This window comes from Kitasatospora sp. NPDC127111 (assembly GCF_042677465.1).
GTDB lineage: Bacteria > Actinomycetota > Actinomycetes > Streptomycetales > Streptomycetaceae > Kitasatospora.
In genome coordinates this window covers 43,787-59,099 of record NZ_JBHXTG010000036.1, presented here as the reverse complement: position 1 = coordinate 59,099, position 15,313 = coordinate 43,787, and the positions used below count along the sequence as shown (strand labels likewise).

Below are 15,313 nucleotides of genomic sequence, written 5' to 3'. Positions count from 1 at the left end.
CGCGACCGGGGCGGTTCGCGGTGGCGCCGTTCCGTGGTTCCGCGCCCGCGCTCCGCTCACGCGTCGAAGTCGTACTCCAGGACGTAGGAGGCCGCGTCGAGGATCATCTCGTTCAGTTCGACCACCTGGCCCTCGTCGGCGAAGGCGGTGCGGCAGATCAGGATGACCGGGGTCCCGGCCGAGAGCTCCAGTCGGGCGCCCTCCTCCGCGCTGGGCATCCGGGAGCGGACCTCCTCGCGGAAGTGCACCGGCTTCGCGCCGATCTCCGCCAGGCGCGCGTACGTGCCGCCCGGGCCGGTGTCCTCGCGGGTGATCGCCGTCCCGGCGACCAGGCCGGCCGGCAGGTAGGACGTCGACAGCAGCACCGGCTTGCCGTCCAGGACGAACCGCCGGTGGCGCACGCACATCGGCTCGCCCGGGTCGACCCCGAGCACCCGCGCCACGTGCTCCGGCGCGCCCTGCTCGGTGACCGAGACCTGGTCGACCACCAGGGTGCGGTTGTCGATGTCCGCCGACCATATCGACCGGCCGGACCCCCACTGCCCCTGGGCGAGCCGCTGGATCCCGCGCCGGCGCAGCGGCCGGAAGTCCCGCACGAAGACCCCGGCCCCGCGGCGCGCCTCGGCGATGCCCTCGCTCTGCAGCACGCCGAGGGCCTGGCGGGCGGTCATCCGGGCCACGCCGTACTCGTCCATGAGGTCGTTCTCGCCGGGCAGCCGGTCACCGGCGCGGTACTCGCCGGCGTCGATCGCCGCCTTCAGGGTGTCGGCGATCCGCTGGTACTTGGGCTGTTTCTCGCCACTGCTGCCGACCATCGCCTTCTCCCTCGTCCTCGCCGGAAATCGTAGGCGCACCCGCGCCCACCGGTAAGCCGATAGGACTGGTACGACCGTTGACATCTCTAGAGATATTAGCTTCTCTAGAGATGCTGGGTAGTCGCCGAGCAGGAACCGAGCCACGACAGCGACCAGGGCCGGCGCAGCCACCGCCGCGCCCGTACCAGAGCAAGGGAGCACTGCGGTGAGCACCCGTAAGCGCGACTCCGCCCCGGCCTACCGGCCGCGCGTGGGCGAACTCGTCCTCGACACCAGGACCGGTCGCACCGGCATCTACATGGACACCCTCGGCGGAGAGCACTACCTGCGCCCCCCGGCCGGCGGCCGCGAGTGGACCGCCCGCCCCGAGCAGGTCGGCCCGGCCCCGGACGACCCCGACCCCGACCCCGCCACCACCGTCCGCGCCGGCACCCGTCTCGCGCCCCGCGACCACGCCCCCCGCCTCAGCGGGACCCGGGTCGCATGAACCGGGGCGAACGCGTGCGGGCCGGGAACGACGAATGCCCCGCTCCCACGAGGCGTGGGGCGGGGCACCGGCCGATCGTCGCCGTTACGGGCGGCTGTTGATGACACCGAAAGGCTCGTAGGGCTTGTCCGAGGCCTCGTCGGCGTGCTCCGGCTCGGCGACCTCGCCACCCATGAGCTCCTGCGGCTCGATGTGCTGCTCGTCGGCCGGAACGATGTGGTCGGCCACGCCGGCGGCCGCCTCGTTCACCACCTGGGTGTCGGTCGGCAGGGTCGCGGTGGCGGGCGTCGTGCCCTCGGCCGGGGCCGACGGAGTGACAGTACTGGTGGGCTCGTTCTCGGCCATGGGCTGGCTGCCTTTCAGGTCATCGGGATCTGCACGCGCCCGACCGACTCGACCCAGGCGCGCGGCCAGTATCGTAGGGGTCGCTAAATGTCTTATAAACATCGTGCCGCTGGTCTTGTTCTCCAGCGTTTGCAACCGTCCGCCTAAGCTGTTGCGACCACAGCGGGGCTACCGGACGCCCGCGGTCAGCGGACGTCATCCAGGTCATCGGGGGAATTCATGGAGCCTCAGGAAACGCCGCAGAGCAACTCGCTGCGCTTCCAGGTGCTCGGCCCGATGCAGGCGTGGCGCGGGAAGCACGCGCTCGCGCTCGGCTCTCCGCAACAGCAGGCCGTACTGACGTGCCTCCTGCTCCACCACGGGCGGCCGGTCACCACGCAGGATCTCGTGGACGGGATCTGGGGAGAACGCCCCCCACCGCAGGCAATTGCCGCATTGCGGACTTATGTTTCCCGACTGCGAGCCGTCATCGAGCCGCATCGAGAGGTGCGCGCGCCCGCCGAGATCCTGGTCTCCATGCCGGACGGATACGCGTTGCGGATCTCCCCCGGCGCATTGGATCTTTCGGTCTTCGAGAGAACCGTTTCCGAGGCGAACGCCGCCAGGGCCAACGGTGATTTGTTCGAGACCCACCGGCTGTTGGTGTCCGCCCTGGGCCTCTGGAGCGGCCGTTCGCTGGCCGGCGTCCCCGGACCGTACGCGGACGCCCAGCGGCTGCGGCTGGCCGAGCGGCAGGTCGCGGTCTGGGAGGAGTGCTGCGCGGCGGCGCTGGAGATCGGCCTGCACACCGAGGTGGTCGCCGAGCTCAGCTCCCTCACCGCGGAACACCCCCTGCGGGAGCGGCTGCGCGAGCTGCTGATGCTCGCGCTGTACCGGTGCGGCCGGCAGGCCGAGGCCCTGGGCGTCTACACCGACACCCGGAAACTGCTGATCGACGAGCTGGGCGTCGAGCCGGGCGCCGGGCTCTCCACGATGCACGCCCGGATCCTGGCCGGCGATCCCGCGCTCACGCCCACCCCACCGACTCGTCCGGCCGCGCCCGGCACCCGCGAGGAGGCGCCCGCCAGCACCCCGGCACCCGCTCAACTTCCGGCCGATGTCTCGGACTTCAGCGGAAGATCGGACCTGGTCGCCGAGCTGCGCTCGGTCCTGCAGGGCGCCACCGGCCAGGCCGTGGTGGTCACGTCCCTCGCGGGGATCGGCGGCGTCGGCAAGACGACCCTCGCCGTTCACGTGGCCCACAGCGTCCGGGCGGACTTCCCCGACGGGCAGCTCTACGTGGACCTCCGGGGCGCCGGAGCCTCGCCCGCCGACCCCGCCCTCGTCCTGGGCGACTTCCTGCACGCCCTCGGGACCACCGAGATCCCGGACTCGCTGGAGCAGCGGGCCGCGCTCTACCGCTCGCTGCTCGCCAACCGGCGGATGCTCATCCTGCTCGACAACGCCCAGGACGCCGAACAGCTGCGGCCCCTGATCCCCGGCGTCTCCGGCAGCGCCGTCCTGGCCACCAGCCGGTCCCGGCTCGCCGGCATCCCCGGCGCGCACCTGGTGGACGTCGAGGAACTGACCCCGGCCGAGGCCCTCGCGCTCTTCTCCGCCATCGTGGGCGAGCAGCGGGTGGCGGCCGAGCCCGAGGCGGCGCTCGCCGTCGTGACCTCCTGCGGCTTCCTGCCGCTCGCCGTCCGCATCGCCGCGGCCCGCCTCGCCAGCCGGCCGCGGTGGAGCGTCTCGGATCTCGCGCGCCGCTTAGCCGACCAGCGGCGGCGACTCGACGAGCTCCAGCTCGGCAACCTGGCCGTGGAGACCACCATCGGCCTCGGCTATGGCCAGCTCCAGCCCGACGAGGCGCGCGCGTTCCGGCTGCTCTCGCTGGTGGACTCGCCCGATCTGCCGCTCGACGCCGCTGCCGCCCTGCTGGGCGAGGACGAACTGCGGGCCGAGCAGCTCGCCGAGGCACTGGTCGAGGCCAACATGCTGGAGTGCTTCACTCCGGGTCGCTACCGCTACCACGACCTGCTCCGGCTCTACGCGCAGCGGCAGAACGAGAAGTCCGCCGACAACGCGGAGCAGGAGGAGGCCGTGCTCCGCCTGGTACGGCACCTGCTGCCGACCATGCGCAGCGCCGCTCGTCTGATCGAACCGGACGACCAGCTGTTCGAACCGCTGGACGACCTCGCGGCGCCCGGTCTCGACCTGTTGAACGGCATCGCCGCGCAGCAGTGGCTGCGGGCTGAGACCGGCATGCTGCTCAGCACGGTGGAGGCCGCCCTGCGCGGCCCGTCGGCGCAACTCCGGCCGGCCCTGGACCTGCTGATCACGCTCAACAGCATCGTCGAGGACCCCACCCACGCGGCTCGCGCCCGCATGCTCCTGGAGATAGCCGACACCAACGCCACGGCCTACGGCGACACCCAGGCGCTCGCACGGGTCCACTTCGCGCTGGGCACCCTGGAGTACTTCACCAACAACTTCCAGGGCGCCGAACGCTCCCTTCGGGCGAGCCTGTCGCTGCAGGATCCGGGCGATGTGACCGTCATGCGCTCGATGGTCGCCAACACCCTGGGCATCATCCTCAGCCTCGCCGACCGGGCGGCCGAGGCGCTGCCGTTCTTCGAGCAGGCGCTCGGCATCAGCCGTGTGGTCGGTGCCCCGATCGGCGAGGCGCGGCTGCTCGGCAACATCGCCCGGGCCCAGCTCGACGTCGGACGGACCGCCGAGGCGGTGCGTTCGGTGGAGGAGGCGGTGGCCACCGCCCGGCGGTCCGCCAACGGGCCCTGCCTGGCGGACACGCTCTACCAGCTCGGGGTGGTGCTGTCGTCGACCGGAGCGCCCGGCGAGGCGGTGGCGCACCTGCGCGAGGCCCACGCGCTCTACCAGGCCCAGCAGAACCGGCTCCGCGAGGGATACGCGCTGGCCCGGCTGTCCGTGAGCCTCTCGGCGAGCGGACAGGCGGCCGAGGCCGTCGAGGTGGCCGGCGAATCGCTGGCGATCGCCCAGGAGATCGACGGCGCCTACTGCCAGGGCCTCGCCAACGCCGCATTGGGTGAGGCGCTGCTCGGGCTCGCGCAGCCGGCGCGTGGGCTGGCGTGTCTGCAGGAGGCGCACGCGATCTTCACGCGGCTCGGTGTGCCGGAGGCCTCCCCCGTGGCGGACCTCATCTCCAAGCAGCACACCGAGCCCCTCTCCCCTCCCCCCGCGCCGTAGGCCGTCGTCCCCCGATGGCGGCCTCCCCCCGGCGTTCGGTGCTCCCGCAGCCCCCCGGCTGCGGGAGCACCCTCAACGCTTCCCCGGCGCTGGACTCCACTGTGCACCGGACCGATTGACGTTCAATAAACGTCGGATTGTCGGCCTGGACCGGCACAAAAGCCCAGGTCAGCACGGTGGCAGTGGCGCGGGGTGCGGCGCGCGGCCGAGCGGCGCACCACCCCGGCCCGCCACCCCGTGCTTCCGCAACCCGGGTCACAGCACTCAACTGCCACGAGTTGGCCGGAAACGGACCCCATGAGGGTGTGATCACGCATATTCTCAGATGCCAGTACACACACGGGTGCAGTTGTCCAACTGAGCATCCGGAAACGGCAGCGCGGCGGCGCTCCCACGGTGCAGAGTGTCTCTGTGCAACGTGTCTGTGCAAGTGTCAGAGTGCAGTCAATGTGACGCGGGGAGCGTGACGTACCGCCACCGGCAGCGGGGCAGCGCGGGCGCCGGGAGGACGGCGGCCCGGCCTCGTCCGGCCGACCGGAGGCCCGGGTGGAAAGGTGCCTCTCAATCGTGACGACCGGACAGATATCCGACCCGTTCCCCCTCGACGAGGACGCGGACGGCGGTGACGGGCCCGACGTCCTGCGCCGCCGCGCCGAGCGCGCGCTGCAGGCGGTCGCCTTCGACACCATCGGCGCCGGCTACGGCGAGGCGTTCCCCGCCAAGGACGGGCAGCTCGCCTGCGGGCGCCGACTGCTGGCGCGGCTCGAACCGGGTGCCGCCGTGCTGGACGTCGGCTGCGGCACCGGCGATCCGACCGTCCGGCAGCTGACCGCGGCCGGCATGCGCGTCACCGGCGTGGACCTCTCCGACGTGATGCTGACCCTGGCCCGCGACGCGGGCGCGCCCGGCCCGTACGCGCCCGACTTCCACCGGATCGACATGTACGACCTGGCCACCGAACGGGCCGACCGGGCCTGGAACGTCCCCGCGCTCGGCCCGCGCGGGCACGGCGGCTTCGACGCGGTCACCGCGTTCTTCTCCCTCATCCTGCTCCCGCAGGACGAGATCCCCGTCGTGCTGGCCCGGCTGCGCGAACTCCTGCGGCCCGGCGGGCTGCTGGCGCTCGGCATGGTCGAAGCGGACCTGGATCACGTTCCACTGCCGTTCCTCGGCCGGGAGCTGCGGATCAGCGGCTACCTGCGGGAGGATCTGGAACGGGTACTGGTGGAGTCCGGGTTCGCCGTCGAGGATCAGTCGTGGCACTCGTACGCGCCGGCCAGTACCTCACTGCCGCCGGAGGAGCAGCTGTTCCTGTGCTGTCGACGCGTCGGCTGAGTTCTCCGCCCCAGAAAAGGCAGTACCCCGGAAGAGGCAGTACTCCACACCACTCCCCAGGACAGGCACCCGTGCGCGACCAGCTCAAACCCGAGGCCGGACAGTCGCCTGCCCTCCCGGGCCAGCGTCACCCGCCACCGTCGGCGCCGGCGGCGGCCCCGCCGTGGACCGACGAGGTCGCCGAGCGGCTCGGCTACCTCGAGTCGGCCACCCGGCGGATCAACAGCGCGCTCGACCTCGCCGCCACCCTGCGCAACATCTGCCGGGTGCTGATCCCGACCCTGGCCGACGCCGCCGTGGTGCACCTGCGCGACCCGCTGCCCAACGTCGAACGCGAGCCCGGGTTCCCGGACGAGCTGCGGATCCACCACAGCCAGGGCACCCGGCTCGGCCGGCGCGGCCGGCCCAGCGGCGGGCACGACCACCGGTCGGAGCGCTACCCGAACCGGTTCGGCACCCGGTACGGCGCCCGCTCGACCGCCGACACCGGCCCCGCCACCCCGATCACCCGCGGCGGCGCCCTCGCGCACGCCCTGCTCAGCCGCCGCCCCGCCGAGGCGGCGGCGCTCGGCACGCCGGGCGCCGAGCGGACGGAGGCCCTGCTGCGCGAGCTGTACGGCTCCCGCGGGCTGGCCCGGCTCGGCCGGGGCGCGAGCGTGCTCGCCCTGCCGCTGCGCGGGCGCAAGGCCGTCCTCGGCCTGCTGGTGCTGATCCGCCGACCGCCCGAGAAGGCCGGCCGCCCCGGCTTCGACGCCGCCGACACCGCGACCGCCGCCCACCTCGCCACCCAGGCCGGGCTGGCCGTCGACACCGCGCTGCGCTACGCCCGCGAGTGGGAGATAGCGAACGAACTCCAGCGCAGCATGCTGCCGTTGCGCCTCCCCCGGCCGCACGGCGTCCGGCTCGCGCACCGTTACCTGCCCGGCGAACGCGGCGCCCAGGTCGGCGGCGACTGGTACGACGCGGTGCCGCTGCCCGGCAACCGGGTCGCGCTGATCGTCGGCGACGTGATGGGGCACTCGCTCACCTCGGCCGCCATCATGGGCCAACTCCGCACCAGCGCCCAGACCCTGGCCGCGCTCGACCTGCCGCCGCACGAGGTGCTCTACCACCTGGACGAGCAGGCCCAGCGGCTCGGCCGCGAACAGCACCTGGCCACCTGCGTGTACGCGGTCTACGACCCGATCGCCAACCGGGTGGTGCTCGCCAACGCCGGGCACGTCCCGCCGGTGCTGGTCCGGCCGGACGGCACGGCCGAGTTGCTGGAGCTGGAGTCGGGCGCGCCGATCGGCGTCGGCGGGGTCGACTTCTCCTCGGTCGAGCTGCCCGCACCGCCGGGCTCCGCGCTGCTGCTGTTCACCGACGGTCTGGTGGAGACCCGCAGCCGTCCGCTGAGCGACGGGCTGGAGCTGCTCCGCGCCCGGCTCGCCAGCGCGCACCCGCACGCGCCCGAGCAGCTCTGCCAGGAGGCGCTGCGGATCCTGCCGCCGGGCGACCGCGGCGACGACATCGCGCTGCTGGCCGCCTGCTTCGACGGCATCCCGGCCGGGGACGTCGCGCACTGGTACCTCCAGCCGCGCAACGAGACCCCCGGGCGGGCGCGCCGGCTGGCCGCCCACACGCTGCGCCGCTGGGGGCTCGAAGCCCTCAGCGAGGCCACCGAGTTGATGGTCAGCGAGCTGGTCACCAACGCCGTCCAGCACGCCACCCGGCCGGTCACCCTCAGCCTGGTCCGCACCACCCGGCTGCGCTGCGAGGTCGGGGACGACAGTCCGCTGCTGCCGCGGCCGCGCCGGACCGGGCCGGAGGACGAACGGGGGCGGGGGCTGCAGATAGTGGCCCGCTGCGCCGAGCGCTGGGGCGCCACCCGGCTGGGCACCGGCAAGGTGGTCTGGTTCGAGCAGCGGTTGCCCTGAGCCCGGGGCTGCCGCCGCAACGCGAAGCGGCTCCCGGCGGAGACCGCCGGGAGCCGCTCGACGACCGGGCCGCCGCTCAGACCTTCTCGGGCACCCGGGCCGCGTCCCCGGCCCCGGACTCGGCGTCGTCCTCGGCCCCGGACTCGGACTCGGCGTCGTCCTCGGCCCCGGCCCGGGCCCCGGGTTCCGCCGACCCCAGCCGGGCCATCAGCTGCTCGCCCTCCATGTCCACCCGCGGCACCAGCTTCTCCAGCCGCTGCGGGAACCACCAGGCCGCCCGGCCGAACAGCGCCATCGCCGCCGGCACCAGGGCCATCCGCACCACGAAGGCGTCCACCAGTACGCCCACCGCCAGCGCGAAGCCGATCGGCTGCACGATCGGGTCGTGGCCGAAGACGAAGCTGCCGAACACCGAGACCATGATCAGCGCCGCCGCGGTGACGACCCGAGCGCCGTTCTTCACCCCGGCGACCACCGCGTCCCGCGGCGCCATGCCGTGCACGTGGTGCTCCTTCATGCCGGAGACCAGGAACAGCTCGTAGTCCATCGCCAGCCCGAACAGCACCCCGATCAGCAGGATCGGCACGAAGCTGACCACCGGGCCGACCTTGGGCACGTCGATCACGCCGTCCAGCCAGCCCCACTGGTAGACCGCGACCACCGCGCCGAGCGAGGCGGTGATGCTGAGCAGGAAGCCCGCCACCGCCTTCAGCGGCACCAGGACCGAACGGAAGGCCAGGGCCAGCAGCACGAACGCGATGCCCACGATCACCGCCACGAACGGCGGCAGCGCGTCGCCGAGCTTGGCGGACACGTCGATGTTGGCGGCCGTGGTGCCGGTGACGTCGATCCGCGCGCCGGTCGCGGCCCGCAGCCCGGCCCGCTGGTCGCGGATCTCGTGGACCAGCTTCCGGGTGTCGGCGTGGTCCGGGCCGGTGTGCGGGATGACGGTCAGCAGCGCGGTGCGGCTGGGCCGGTCGACGGCCGGCGGCAGCAGCGTCCGCACGCCCTCGAGCCCGGACAGCTTCTCCGCCACGCCCTGCACCGCCTGCTCCGGCTGCGCCGCGCCCTCGGCGTCGACGACCACCACCAGCGGCGCGTTGAAGCCGGGGCCGAAGCCGTCGCTGATCAGGTCGTACGCCTTGCGGGCGTCGGTGCCGGCGGCCTGCGAGCCGCCACCGGGCAGGCCCAGGGTGAGGCTCGCGGCCGGGACGGCGAGCGCGGTCAGCGCGGTCAGCCCGGCGAGCAGCACGGCCAGCGGCCGGCGCACCACGAAGGCCGCCCAGCGCTCGCCCATGCTCCTGCGGCCGGAGGTCCGCAGCGCCCGCCGCCAGACCGGCAGCCGGTCGATGGCCCGGCCGGCGAAGCCGAGCAGCGCGGGCAGCAGGGTGATCGCGACCAGCACCGCCACCACCACGGCCCCCGAGGCCGCCAGGCCCATCACGGTCAGGAACGGCACGTCCGCGACGGCGAGCCCGGCCAGCGCGACCACCACGGTCAGGCCGGCGAAGACCACCGCGCTGCCGGCCGTCGCGTTGGCCCGGGCCGCGGCCTCCTCCGGCTCCAGCCCCTCGGCGAGGTGGCGGCGGTGCCGGGAGAGGATGAACAGCGCGTAGTCGATGCCGACGGCCAGGCCGACCATCAGGGCCAGCACCGGCGCGGTGGTGATGATCTCGAACGAGCCGGACAGGGCCAGCAGCCCGGCCATCGCCACGCCGACCCCGACCAGCGCGGTCAGCAGCGGCAGCCCGGCGGCGACCAGCGAGCCGAGGGTGACCACCAGCACCACCCCGGCCACCGCGAGCCCGACCGCCTCACCGCCGTCGACCTGCGCCATCCGGTTGTACGCGTCGCCGCCGAAGGCCACCGTCAGCCCGGCCGCGCGGGCCGGCTCGGCAGCCGCCCGCACCGCGTCGCGCTGCCCGTCGGTGATCTCCGCGAGCTTGTGGTCGAAGGAGACCAGCCCGATCGCGACCTTGCCGTCCGGGGAGACCGCGCCGGTGGCGTACGGGTCGGGTGCGGCGGCGACGCCGGGGGTGGCGGCGATCCGGCCGACCGCCTCGGTGACGGCCTTGGCGGCCTCCGGGGCGGCGACGCCGCCGGGGCCCGGGGCGGCGAAGACCACCTGCGCGGAGCCGTGGCCCTGCTGCGGGAACGTGCCCTTGATCCGGTCCAGGGTGGTCTGCGCCTCGGTGCCCGGCACCTTGAACTCGTCGCTGGTCTTGCCGGCGAACGCTCCCGCGGCGCCGCCGACGGCGATCAGCACCGCGATCCAGACGGCCAGCACGGCCCGCCGTCGCCGGAAGCAGTAGCGGCCCAGTCGGTAGAGGTGTGTGGCCATGGGTGACCCCCGGTCGGATCGGTCGGCACGCAGGTGCCCGAACAGGTCTTCCGCCCCACCGTACGCTCAAGTTGTTCGCCTGACAAAGTCGGATGACAGGAGCGTATGACAGATTCGTTCGACCAGGTTGTCTGACCGGAGCGCTACCCTGGCCCAATGGCCCACGTCCCCGCCTCCGAACGACGCCCGCAGCTGATCCAGGCCGCCATCGAGCTGATGAGCCGTGAAGGCGTCGCCGCCGGGTCCACCCGCGCGATCGCGGCCGAGCTGGGCGTGGCGCAGGCGACGGTGCACTACACCTTCGGCACCAAGAAGGACCTCTACCGGGCCGTGGTCGAGCAGTTGACCGCCGAGTTCATCGGCCAGGTCCGCGCCGCCGCGCCGGACGAGGGCCCGTTCGGCGAGCAGATCGCGGCGATGGTCCACGCGCTCTGGGACAGCGCGGTGGGCGAGGGCGGCCACTGCGCGCTGATGTCCGAGTTCGCCGCCCTGGCCATCCGCGACCCGGACCTGCAGGAGATCATGCGGGCGCTCCAGCACGAGATCGAGAGCACCGCCGCCGAACTCCTCACGGCGCTCGCCGAGGCGCACGGCCAGCCGCTGGCGATGTCGGCCCACGAGATCTCCGTGGTCTTCCTGGCCGGCTTCAACGGCCTGACCGACCGCTACCTGCTGCTCCGGGCCGCCGGCGAGGAGCCCGAGCAGGAGTCCCGGCGGGCGCTGGACCTGCTGGTCGCGACCACCGTCGGCCTCTGCCTGGGCGCGCCGGCGGCCACCTGAGACCGGGCCGGGCCGGCCCCGGCCACAGACCCTAGGAGACGATCCGGACCGGGAGCTCGGCCAGCACCTCGCGCAGCGAGGCGGCGAAGCGGTCGTACTCGGCGCTGCGGGCCGAGCCCGGCCGGGTGGCGAGCCCGATCCGGCGGCCGGGCGCGGGGGCGGCGAAGCGGACGGCGGCCAGCCGGTCGGTGCGGCCGGCCTCGACGTCCAGCGCGGTGGCGGGCAGCAGCGTGACCCCGAGGCCGCCGGCCACCAGCTGGACGAGGGTGGAGAGCCCGGCCGCCCGGGTGGTGGAGCCGGCCGGGTCGGCGCCGACCTCACGGCAGATGTCGAGGGCCTGGTCGCGCAGGCAGTGGCCCTCCTCCAGCAGCAGCACCTCCAGGTCGAGCAGCACGTCGCGGGGGACGTCGACCCGCCCGGCGAGCTCGTGCTCGGGCGGGGCGACCAGGACGAAGTCCTCGTCGAACAGCGGGATGTCCCGGGTCGGCGAGGCCCCGCCGGCCGGCAGCGCGAGCAGCAGCACGTCGAGCCGCCCGCCGGCCAGGCCCTCCAGCAGCGAGGGCGTGCGCTCCTCGTGGACGTGCAGCTCCAGCTCCGGGTAGCGGTCGCGGACCAGCCGCAGCACGTTCGGCAGCAGGTACGGCGCGACGGTCGGGATGACGCCGAGGTGCAGCGGGCCGGTGAACGGGCGGCGGGCCGCCTCGACCTCCTCGGTGAGCGCCTGCAGCGAGGCGAGCACCCGGCGCGCGTGGTCGAGCACCCGCTCCCCCAGTGGGGTGATCATCACCCGCCGCGTCGTACGCTCGACCAACTGCGCGCCCAGCGACTCCTCCAGCGCCGCGACCGCGCCGGACAGCGCCGGCTGGCTGAGCCCGGTCGCGGCCGCCGCCTCCCGGAAGTGACGGTGCTCGGCCACCGCGACGAAGGCCCTGAGCTGGGCGACCGTCGGCGTGCGGGAGCCGCGCGCTGTGGCGTTCCCCACAGCGGCCTCGGACCGGCGCGCGGCGGCCCGGCGGGCCGTGGGGCGGGAGGGGGGCGTCGGGGTATTGATAGCTCTCTCCGATCAGACACATCGAGTGTAGCTATTTCCCTGATCAGTCCACGATGTGGAATCGTGGAGGGCGCGTCCGCAATCCGGACGAACTCCCCTCAGTCTCACTTCAGGAGAAGCGAACGTGCTCACGATCGGTGACAAGTTCCCCGAGTTCGAACTCAACGCCTGCGTCGACCTGGACGCCGCGAACGCGTTCGCCGAGATCAACCACAAGTCCTACGAGGGCAAGTGGAAGATCGTCTTCTTCTGGCCGATGGACTTCACCTTCGTCTGCCCGACCGAGATCGCCGCGTTCGGCAAGCTGAACGAGGAGTTCGCGGACCGCGACGCCCAGGTCCTCGGCGTCTCCGGCGACTCCGAGTACGTGCACCACGCCTGGCGCAAGGACCACAAGGACCTGCGCGACCTGCCGTTCCCGATGCTGGCCGACGTCAAGCACGACCTGATGCGCGCCTGCGGCGTCGAGGCCGCCGACGGCACCGCCCAGCGCGCGGTGTTCATCGTCGACCCGAACAACGAGATCCAGTTCGTCATGGTGACCGCCGGCTCCGTCGGCCGTAACCCCAAGGAGGTCCTGCGGGTGCTGGACGCCCTGCAGACCGACGAGCTGTGCCCGTGCAACTGGAACAAGGGCGAGGACACCCTCGACGCCCAGGCTCTGCTGGCGGGCTGACCACCATGGCCCTCGACGACCTGAAGTCCGCCCTCCCGGACTACGCCAAGGACCTCAAGCTCAACCTGAGCGCGGTCATCGGCAACTCCGACCTCCCCGCCCAGCAGCTCTGGGGCACCGTGCTCTCCTGCGCGATGGCCACCCGCAGCGCCGCCGTGCTGCGCGAGCTGGAGCCCGAGGCCAAGGCCAACCTCTCCCCGGAGGCGTACAACGCCGCCAAGGGCGCGGCCGCGATCATGGGGATGAACAACGTCTACTACCGGACCACGCACCTGCTCTCCGACAAGGAGTACAGCGGCATGCGGGCCGGCCTGCGGATGAACATCATCGGCACCCCGGGCGTCGAGAAGGCCGACTTCGAGCTCTGGTGCTTCGCGGTCTCCGCCATCAACGGCTGCGGCCAGTGCCTCGACTCGCACGAGGCCGTGCTCCGCAAGGCCGGCGTCGAGCGCGAGGTCATCCAGGCCTCGATCAAGATCGCCGCGGTCCTCCAGGCCGTCGCCGGCGTCCTCGACGCCGAGAACGCCCTGGCCGCCGTCGCCGTCTGACCCGGACGCGAACCCCGAACGGCCCCGGCCGGACACCACGTCCGCCCGGGGCCGTTCGCGTGTCCGCAACCGTGCGCGCCGCGCCCCCGCCGCCGTCCGGCCGGCCGCCACCGGGCGGTGGTGACGCACCGACGGACGGACGGGTGCTACTCCGCGGGCCCCGCCGGGGCCGGGGCGGGGTCGGGGTGGTTCGCCTTGGCGACGGCGGCTTCGCGGGCCGCTTCGAGGGCGGTGAAGACGGCCTGGCCGGCCTCGTTGCGGCGGCGCAGGTGGGTGACCACGGTGTTGGTGACCGCGATCAGCGGGACGGCGACGATGGCGCCGCCGATGCCGCCGATGATCGAGCCGGCGGCCACGCCGAGGACCACGCCGAGCGGATGGACCCGGACGGCCCGGCCGAGGATCAGCGGCTGGAGGATGTGACCCTCCAACTGCTGGACGGCGACCAGCACCACCAGCACCATCAGCGCCGTCCAGGGCGTCGTCGTGACCAGCGCGATCAGCACCGCGACCGTCCCGGTGACCAGGGCGCCGACCAGCGGGACGAAGGCCCCCAGGAAGATGATCACCGCGAGCGGCAGCGCCATCGGCACGCCGAGCAGCTGGATGCCGATGCCGATGCAGACCGCGTCGATGAAGGCCACGCAGACGGTGCCGCGGACGTACGCGGTGAGCGTCGTCCAGGCCTTCGGACCGGCGCCGGCCATCGCGTAGCGGGAGTGCCGGGGCAGGCCGCGCAGGGCCCAGTTCCAGATCCGCTCGCCGTCGTAGAGGAGGAAGAAGGTGGTGAAGAAGGCGAGCAGGACGGCGGTGAGCACCTCGACCGCGATCTGCGCGCCGGTGAGGCCGACCGAGGTGATCTGCTCGGTGTTGGTGCTGATCGCCTTGGTGATCTGGTCGGCGAAGTCCTTGATCTGCTGCTCGGTCAGGTGGAGCGGGCCGGTCACCAGCCAGTCCCGGAGGGTCGTGACACCGTCCTGGACCTTGCTGGTGACGGTGGACAGGTTGGTGGTCACCTGCCAGACCACGAACCAGCCGACCAGTCCGATCCCCGCCAGGCCGCTCATGAACACCCCGCCGGCGGCCAACGAGCGCGGCACGCCGCGCCGGCGCAGCCAGGAGACGCTGGGCTCCAGCAGGGCGGAGATCAGCAGCGAGGCCAGCACCGCGAAGGCCACCAGCCGCAGCATGTCGACGACCATGAAGACGACGTAGAGCGCGGCGCCGAGCAGCAGCAGCCGCCAGGTCGACTCGGCGGCGACCCGCAGGCCCCACGGCACGGCCTCGGCGGGGGTGGCGGGCCGGCCGGGGTGGAGTTCGCGCCCGAAGGCGCCGTGCGCGACCGCCGGGGCGGGGGCCGGCGCCGGCGCCCCGGGGACGGCCCGCGCCGCGCGACCGGTGTGCGCCGCGGCGCCGTTCTCCTCACGCGGCGTCGGCAGCGCGGCGGAGACCGTCGCGGCCGGTATCGGGGCCGGCAGCGGCACCACGTCGATCGGCGGCTCGTGGTCCTCGGCGGCCATCGCGGCCCGCCGGCGTCGTTCGATCACCGCGACCGCGCTCGCCACCACGGCCGCGCTCTTGGCCACGGCCTTGAAGGCCTTCCCGCCCCGCGCCATCCTCACTACCACCGCTCCCCGCTGGGCCGCCGTGCCCGGCGGTACGCCGTGGGTCCCGCCACGGCCGTCAGGAACGAAACTACCCGCCCGGTGCGCGGCCGGTCCGGCGGGCGGGCGGGTTGAGCGCGATCGGTGGGGGGACGAACGGCCGCCCCGGCCGTGCCGCGCGGGGCGACATCGGGACAAAACCACCTGATCC

The 15,313-nt window shown here is 73.5% G+C and carries 12 protein-coding genes; 7 read left to right on the top strand and 5 right to left on the bottom strand.

The window, feature by feature from the left end:
* Window positions 1-56: 56 nt before the first annotated feature.
* Window positions 57-815 carry a GntR family transcriptional regulator gene (locus ACFVHB_RS21980; protein WP_380324699.1) on the bottom strand — a complete coding sequence of 253 codons (759 nt, stop codon included), beginning with the start codon at window positions 813-815 and terminating at the stop codon, window positions 57-59.
* Window positions 816-1,020: 205 nt separating this feature from the next.
* On the opposite strand from ACFVHB_RS21980, the gene ACFVHB_RS21975 reads away from it, so the two are divergent.
* Window positions 1,021-1,302, top strand: coding sequence for a hypothetical protein (locus ACFVHB_RS21975; protein WP_380324696.1), 282 nt, complete (start codon window positions 1,021-1,023; stop codon window positions 1,300-1,302).
* A gap of 84 nt (window positions 1,303-1,386) precedes the next feature.
* Here ACFVHB_RS21975 and ACFVHB_RS21970 read toward each other — a convergent pair whose 3' ends face one another.
* Complete coding sequence (locus ACFVHB_RS21970) at window positions 1,387-1,647, bottom strand: hypothetical protein (RefSeq protein WP_380324694.1); 261 nt, start codon at window positions 1,645-1,647, stop codon at window positions 1,387-1,389.
* 219 nt (window positions 1,648-1,866) lie between these two features.
* On the opposite strand from ACFVHB_RS21970, the gene ACFVHB_RS21965 reads away from it, so the two are divergent.
* The 3 genes from ACFVHB_RS21965 (at window position 1,867) to ACFVHB_RS21955 (ending at window position 8,102) form a co-directional block, all read left to right on the top strand.
* A complete protein-coding gene (locus ACFVHB_RS21965; protein ID WP_380324691.1) occupies window positions 1,867-4,851 on the top strand; it encodes a BTAD domain-containing putative transcriptional regulator in 2,985 nt (994 codons plus the stop codon).
* A gap of 567 nt (window positions 4,852-5,418) precedes the next feature.
* Window positions 5,419-6,186 (top strand): class I SAM-dependent methyltransferase, encoded by a 768-nt coding sequence (locus ACFVHB_RS21960; protein ID WP_380324688.1) that lies wholly within the window; start codon window positions 5,419-5,421, stop codon window positions 6,184-6,186.
* A 71-nt stretch (window positions 6,187-6,257) separates the two neighbouring features.
* Window positions 6,258-8,102, top strand: a complete 1,845-nt coding sequence (locus tag ACFVHB_RS21955; protein WP_380324685.1) for a SpoIIE family protein phosphatase — start codon at window positions 6,258-6,260, stop codon at window positions 8,100-8,102.
* 76 nt (window positions 8,103-8,178) lie between these two features.
* Here the strand turns inward: ACFVHB_RS21955 and ACFVHB_RS21950 are convergent, their stop codons facing one another.
* A complete protein-coding gene (locus ACFVHB_RS21950; protein WP_380324683.1) occupies window positions 8,179-10,443 on the bottom strand; it encodes an MMPL family transporter in 2,265 nt (754 codons plus the stop codon).
* A 156-nt stretch (window positions 10,444-10,599) separates the two neighbouring features.
* On the opposite strand from ACFVHB_RS21950, the gene ACFVHB_RS21945 reads away from it, so the two are divergent.
* A complete protein-coding gene (locus tag ACFVHB_RS21945) occupies window positions 10,600-11,223 on the top strand; it encodes a TetR/AcrR family transcriptional regulator (RefSeq protein ID WP_380324681.1) in 624 nt (207 codons plus the stop codon).
* 31 nt (window positions 11,224-11,254) lie between these two features.
* On the opposite strand, the gene ACFVHB_RS21940 is transcribed toward ACFVHB_RS21945, so the two are convergent.
* Entirely contained in the window at window positions 11,255-12,205 is a 951-nt protein-coding gene (locus ACFVHB_RS21940) for a LysR substrate-binding domain-containing protein (protein ID WP_380324679.1), read from the bottom strand.
* Between the two features lie 193 nt (window positions 12,206-12,398).
* On the opposite strand from ACFVHB_RS21940, the gene ACFVHB_RS21935 reads away from it, so the two are divergent.
* Both ACFVHB_RS21935 and ACFVHB_RS21930 read left to right on the top strand, forming a co-directional pair.
* Entirely contained in the window at window positions 12,399-12,950 is a 552-nt protein-coding gene (locus ACFVHB_RS21935) for a peroxiredoxin (RefSeq protein WP_380324676.1), read from the top strand.
* Between the two features lie 5 nt (window positions 12,951-12,955).
* On the top strand, window positions 12,956-13,498 hold the full coding sequence (locus ACFVHB_RS21930) for an alkyl hydroperoxide reductase (RefSeq protein ID WP_380324673.1): 543 nt from the start codon (window positions 12,956-12,958) through the stop codon (window positions 13,496-13,498).
* A 146-nt stretch (window positions 13,499-13,644) separates the two neighbouring features.
* Here the strand turns inward: ACFVHB_RS21930 and ACFVHB_RS21925 are convergent, their stop codons facing one another.
* Window positions 13,645-15,114: an AI-2E family transporter gene (locus ACFVHB_RS21925; RefSeq protein ID WP_380324752.1), complete on the bottom strand. Its 1,470-nt coding sequence runs from the start codon at window positions 15,112-15,114 to the stop codon at window positions 13,645-13,647.
* Window positions 15,115-15,313 lie beyond the last annotated feature (199 nt).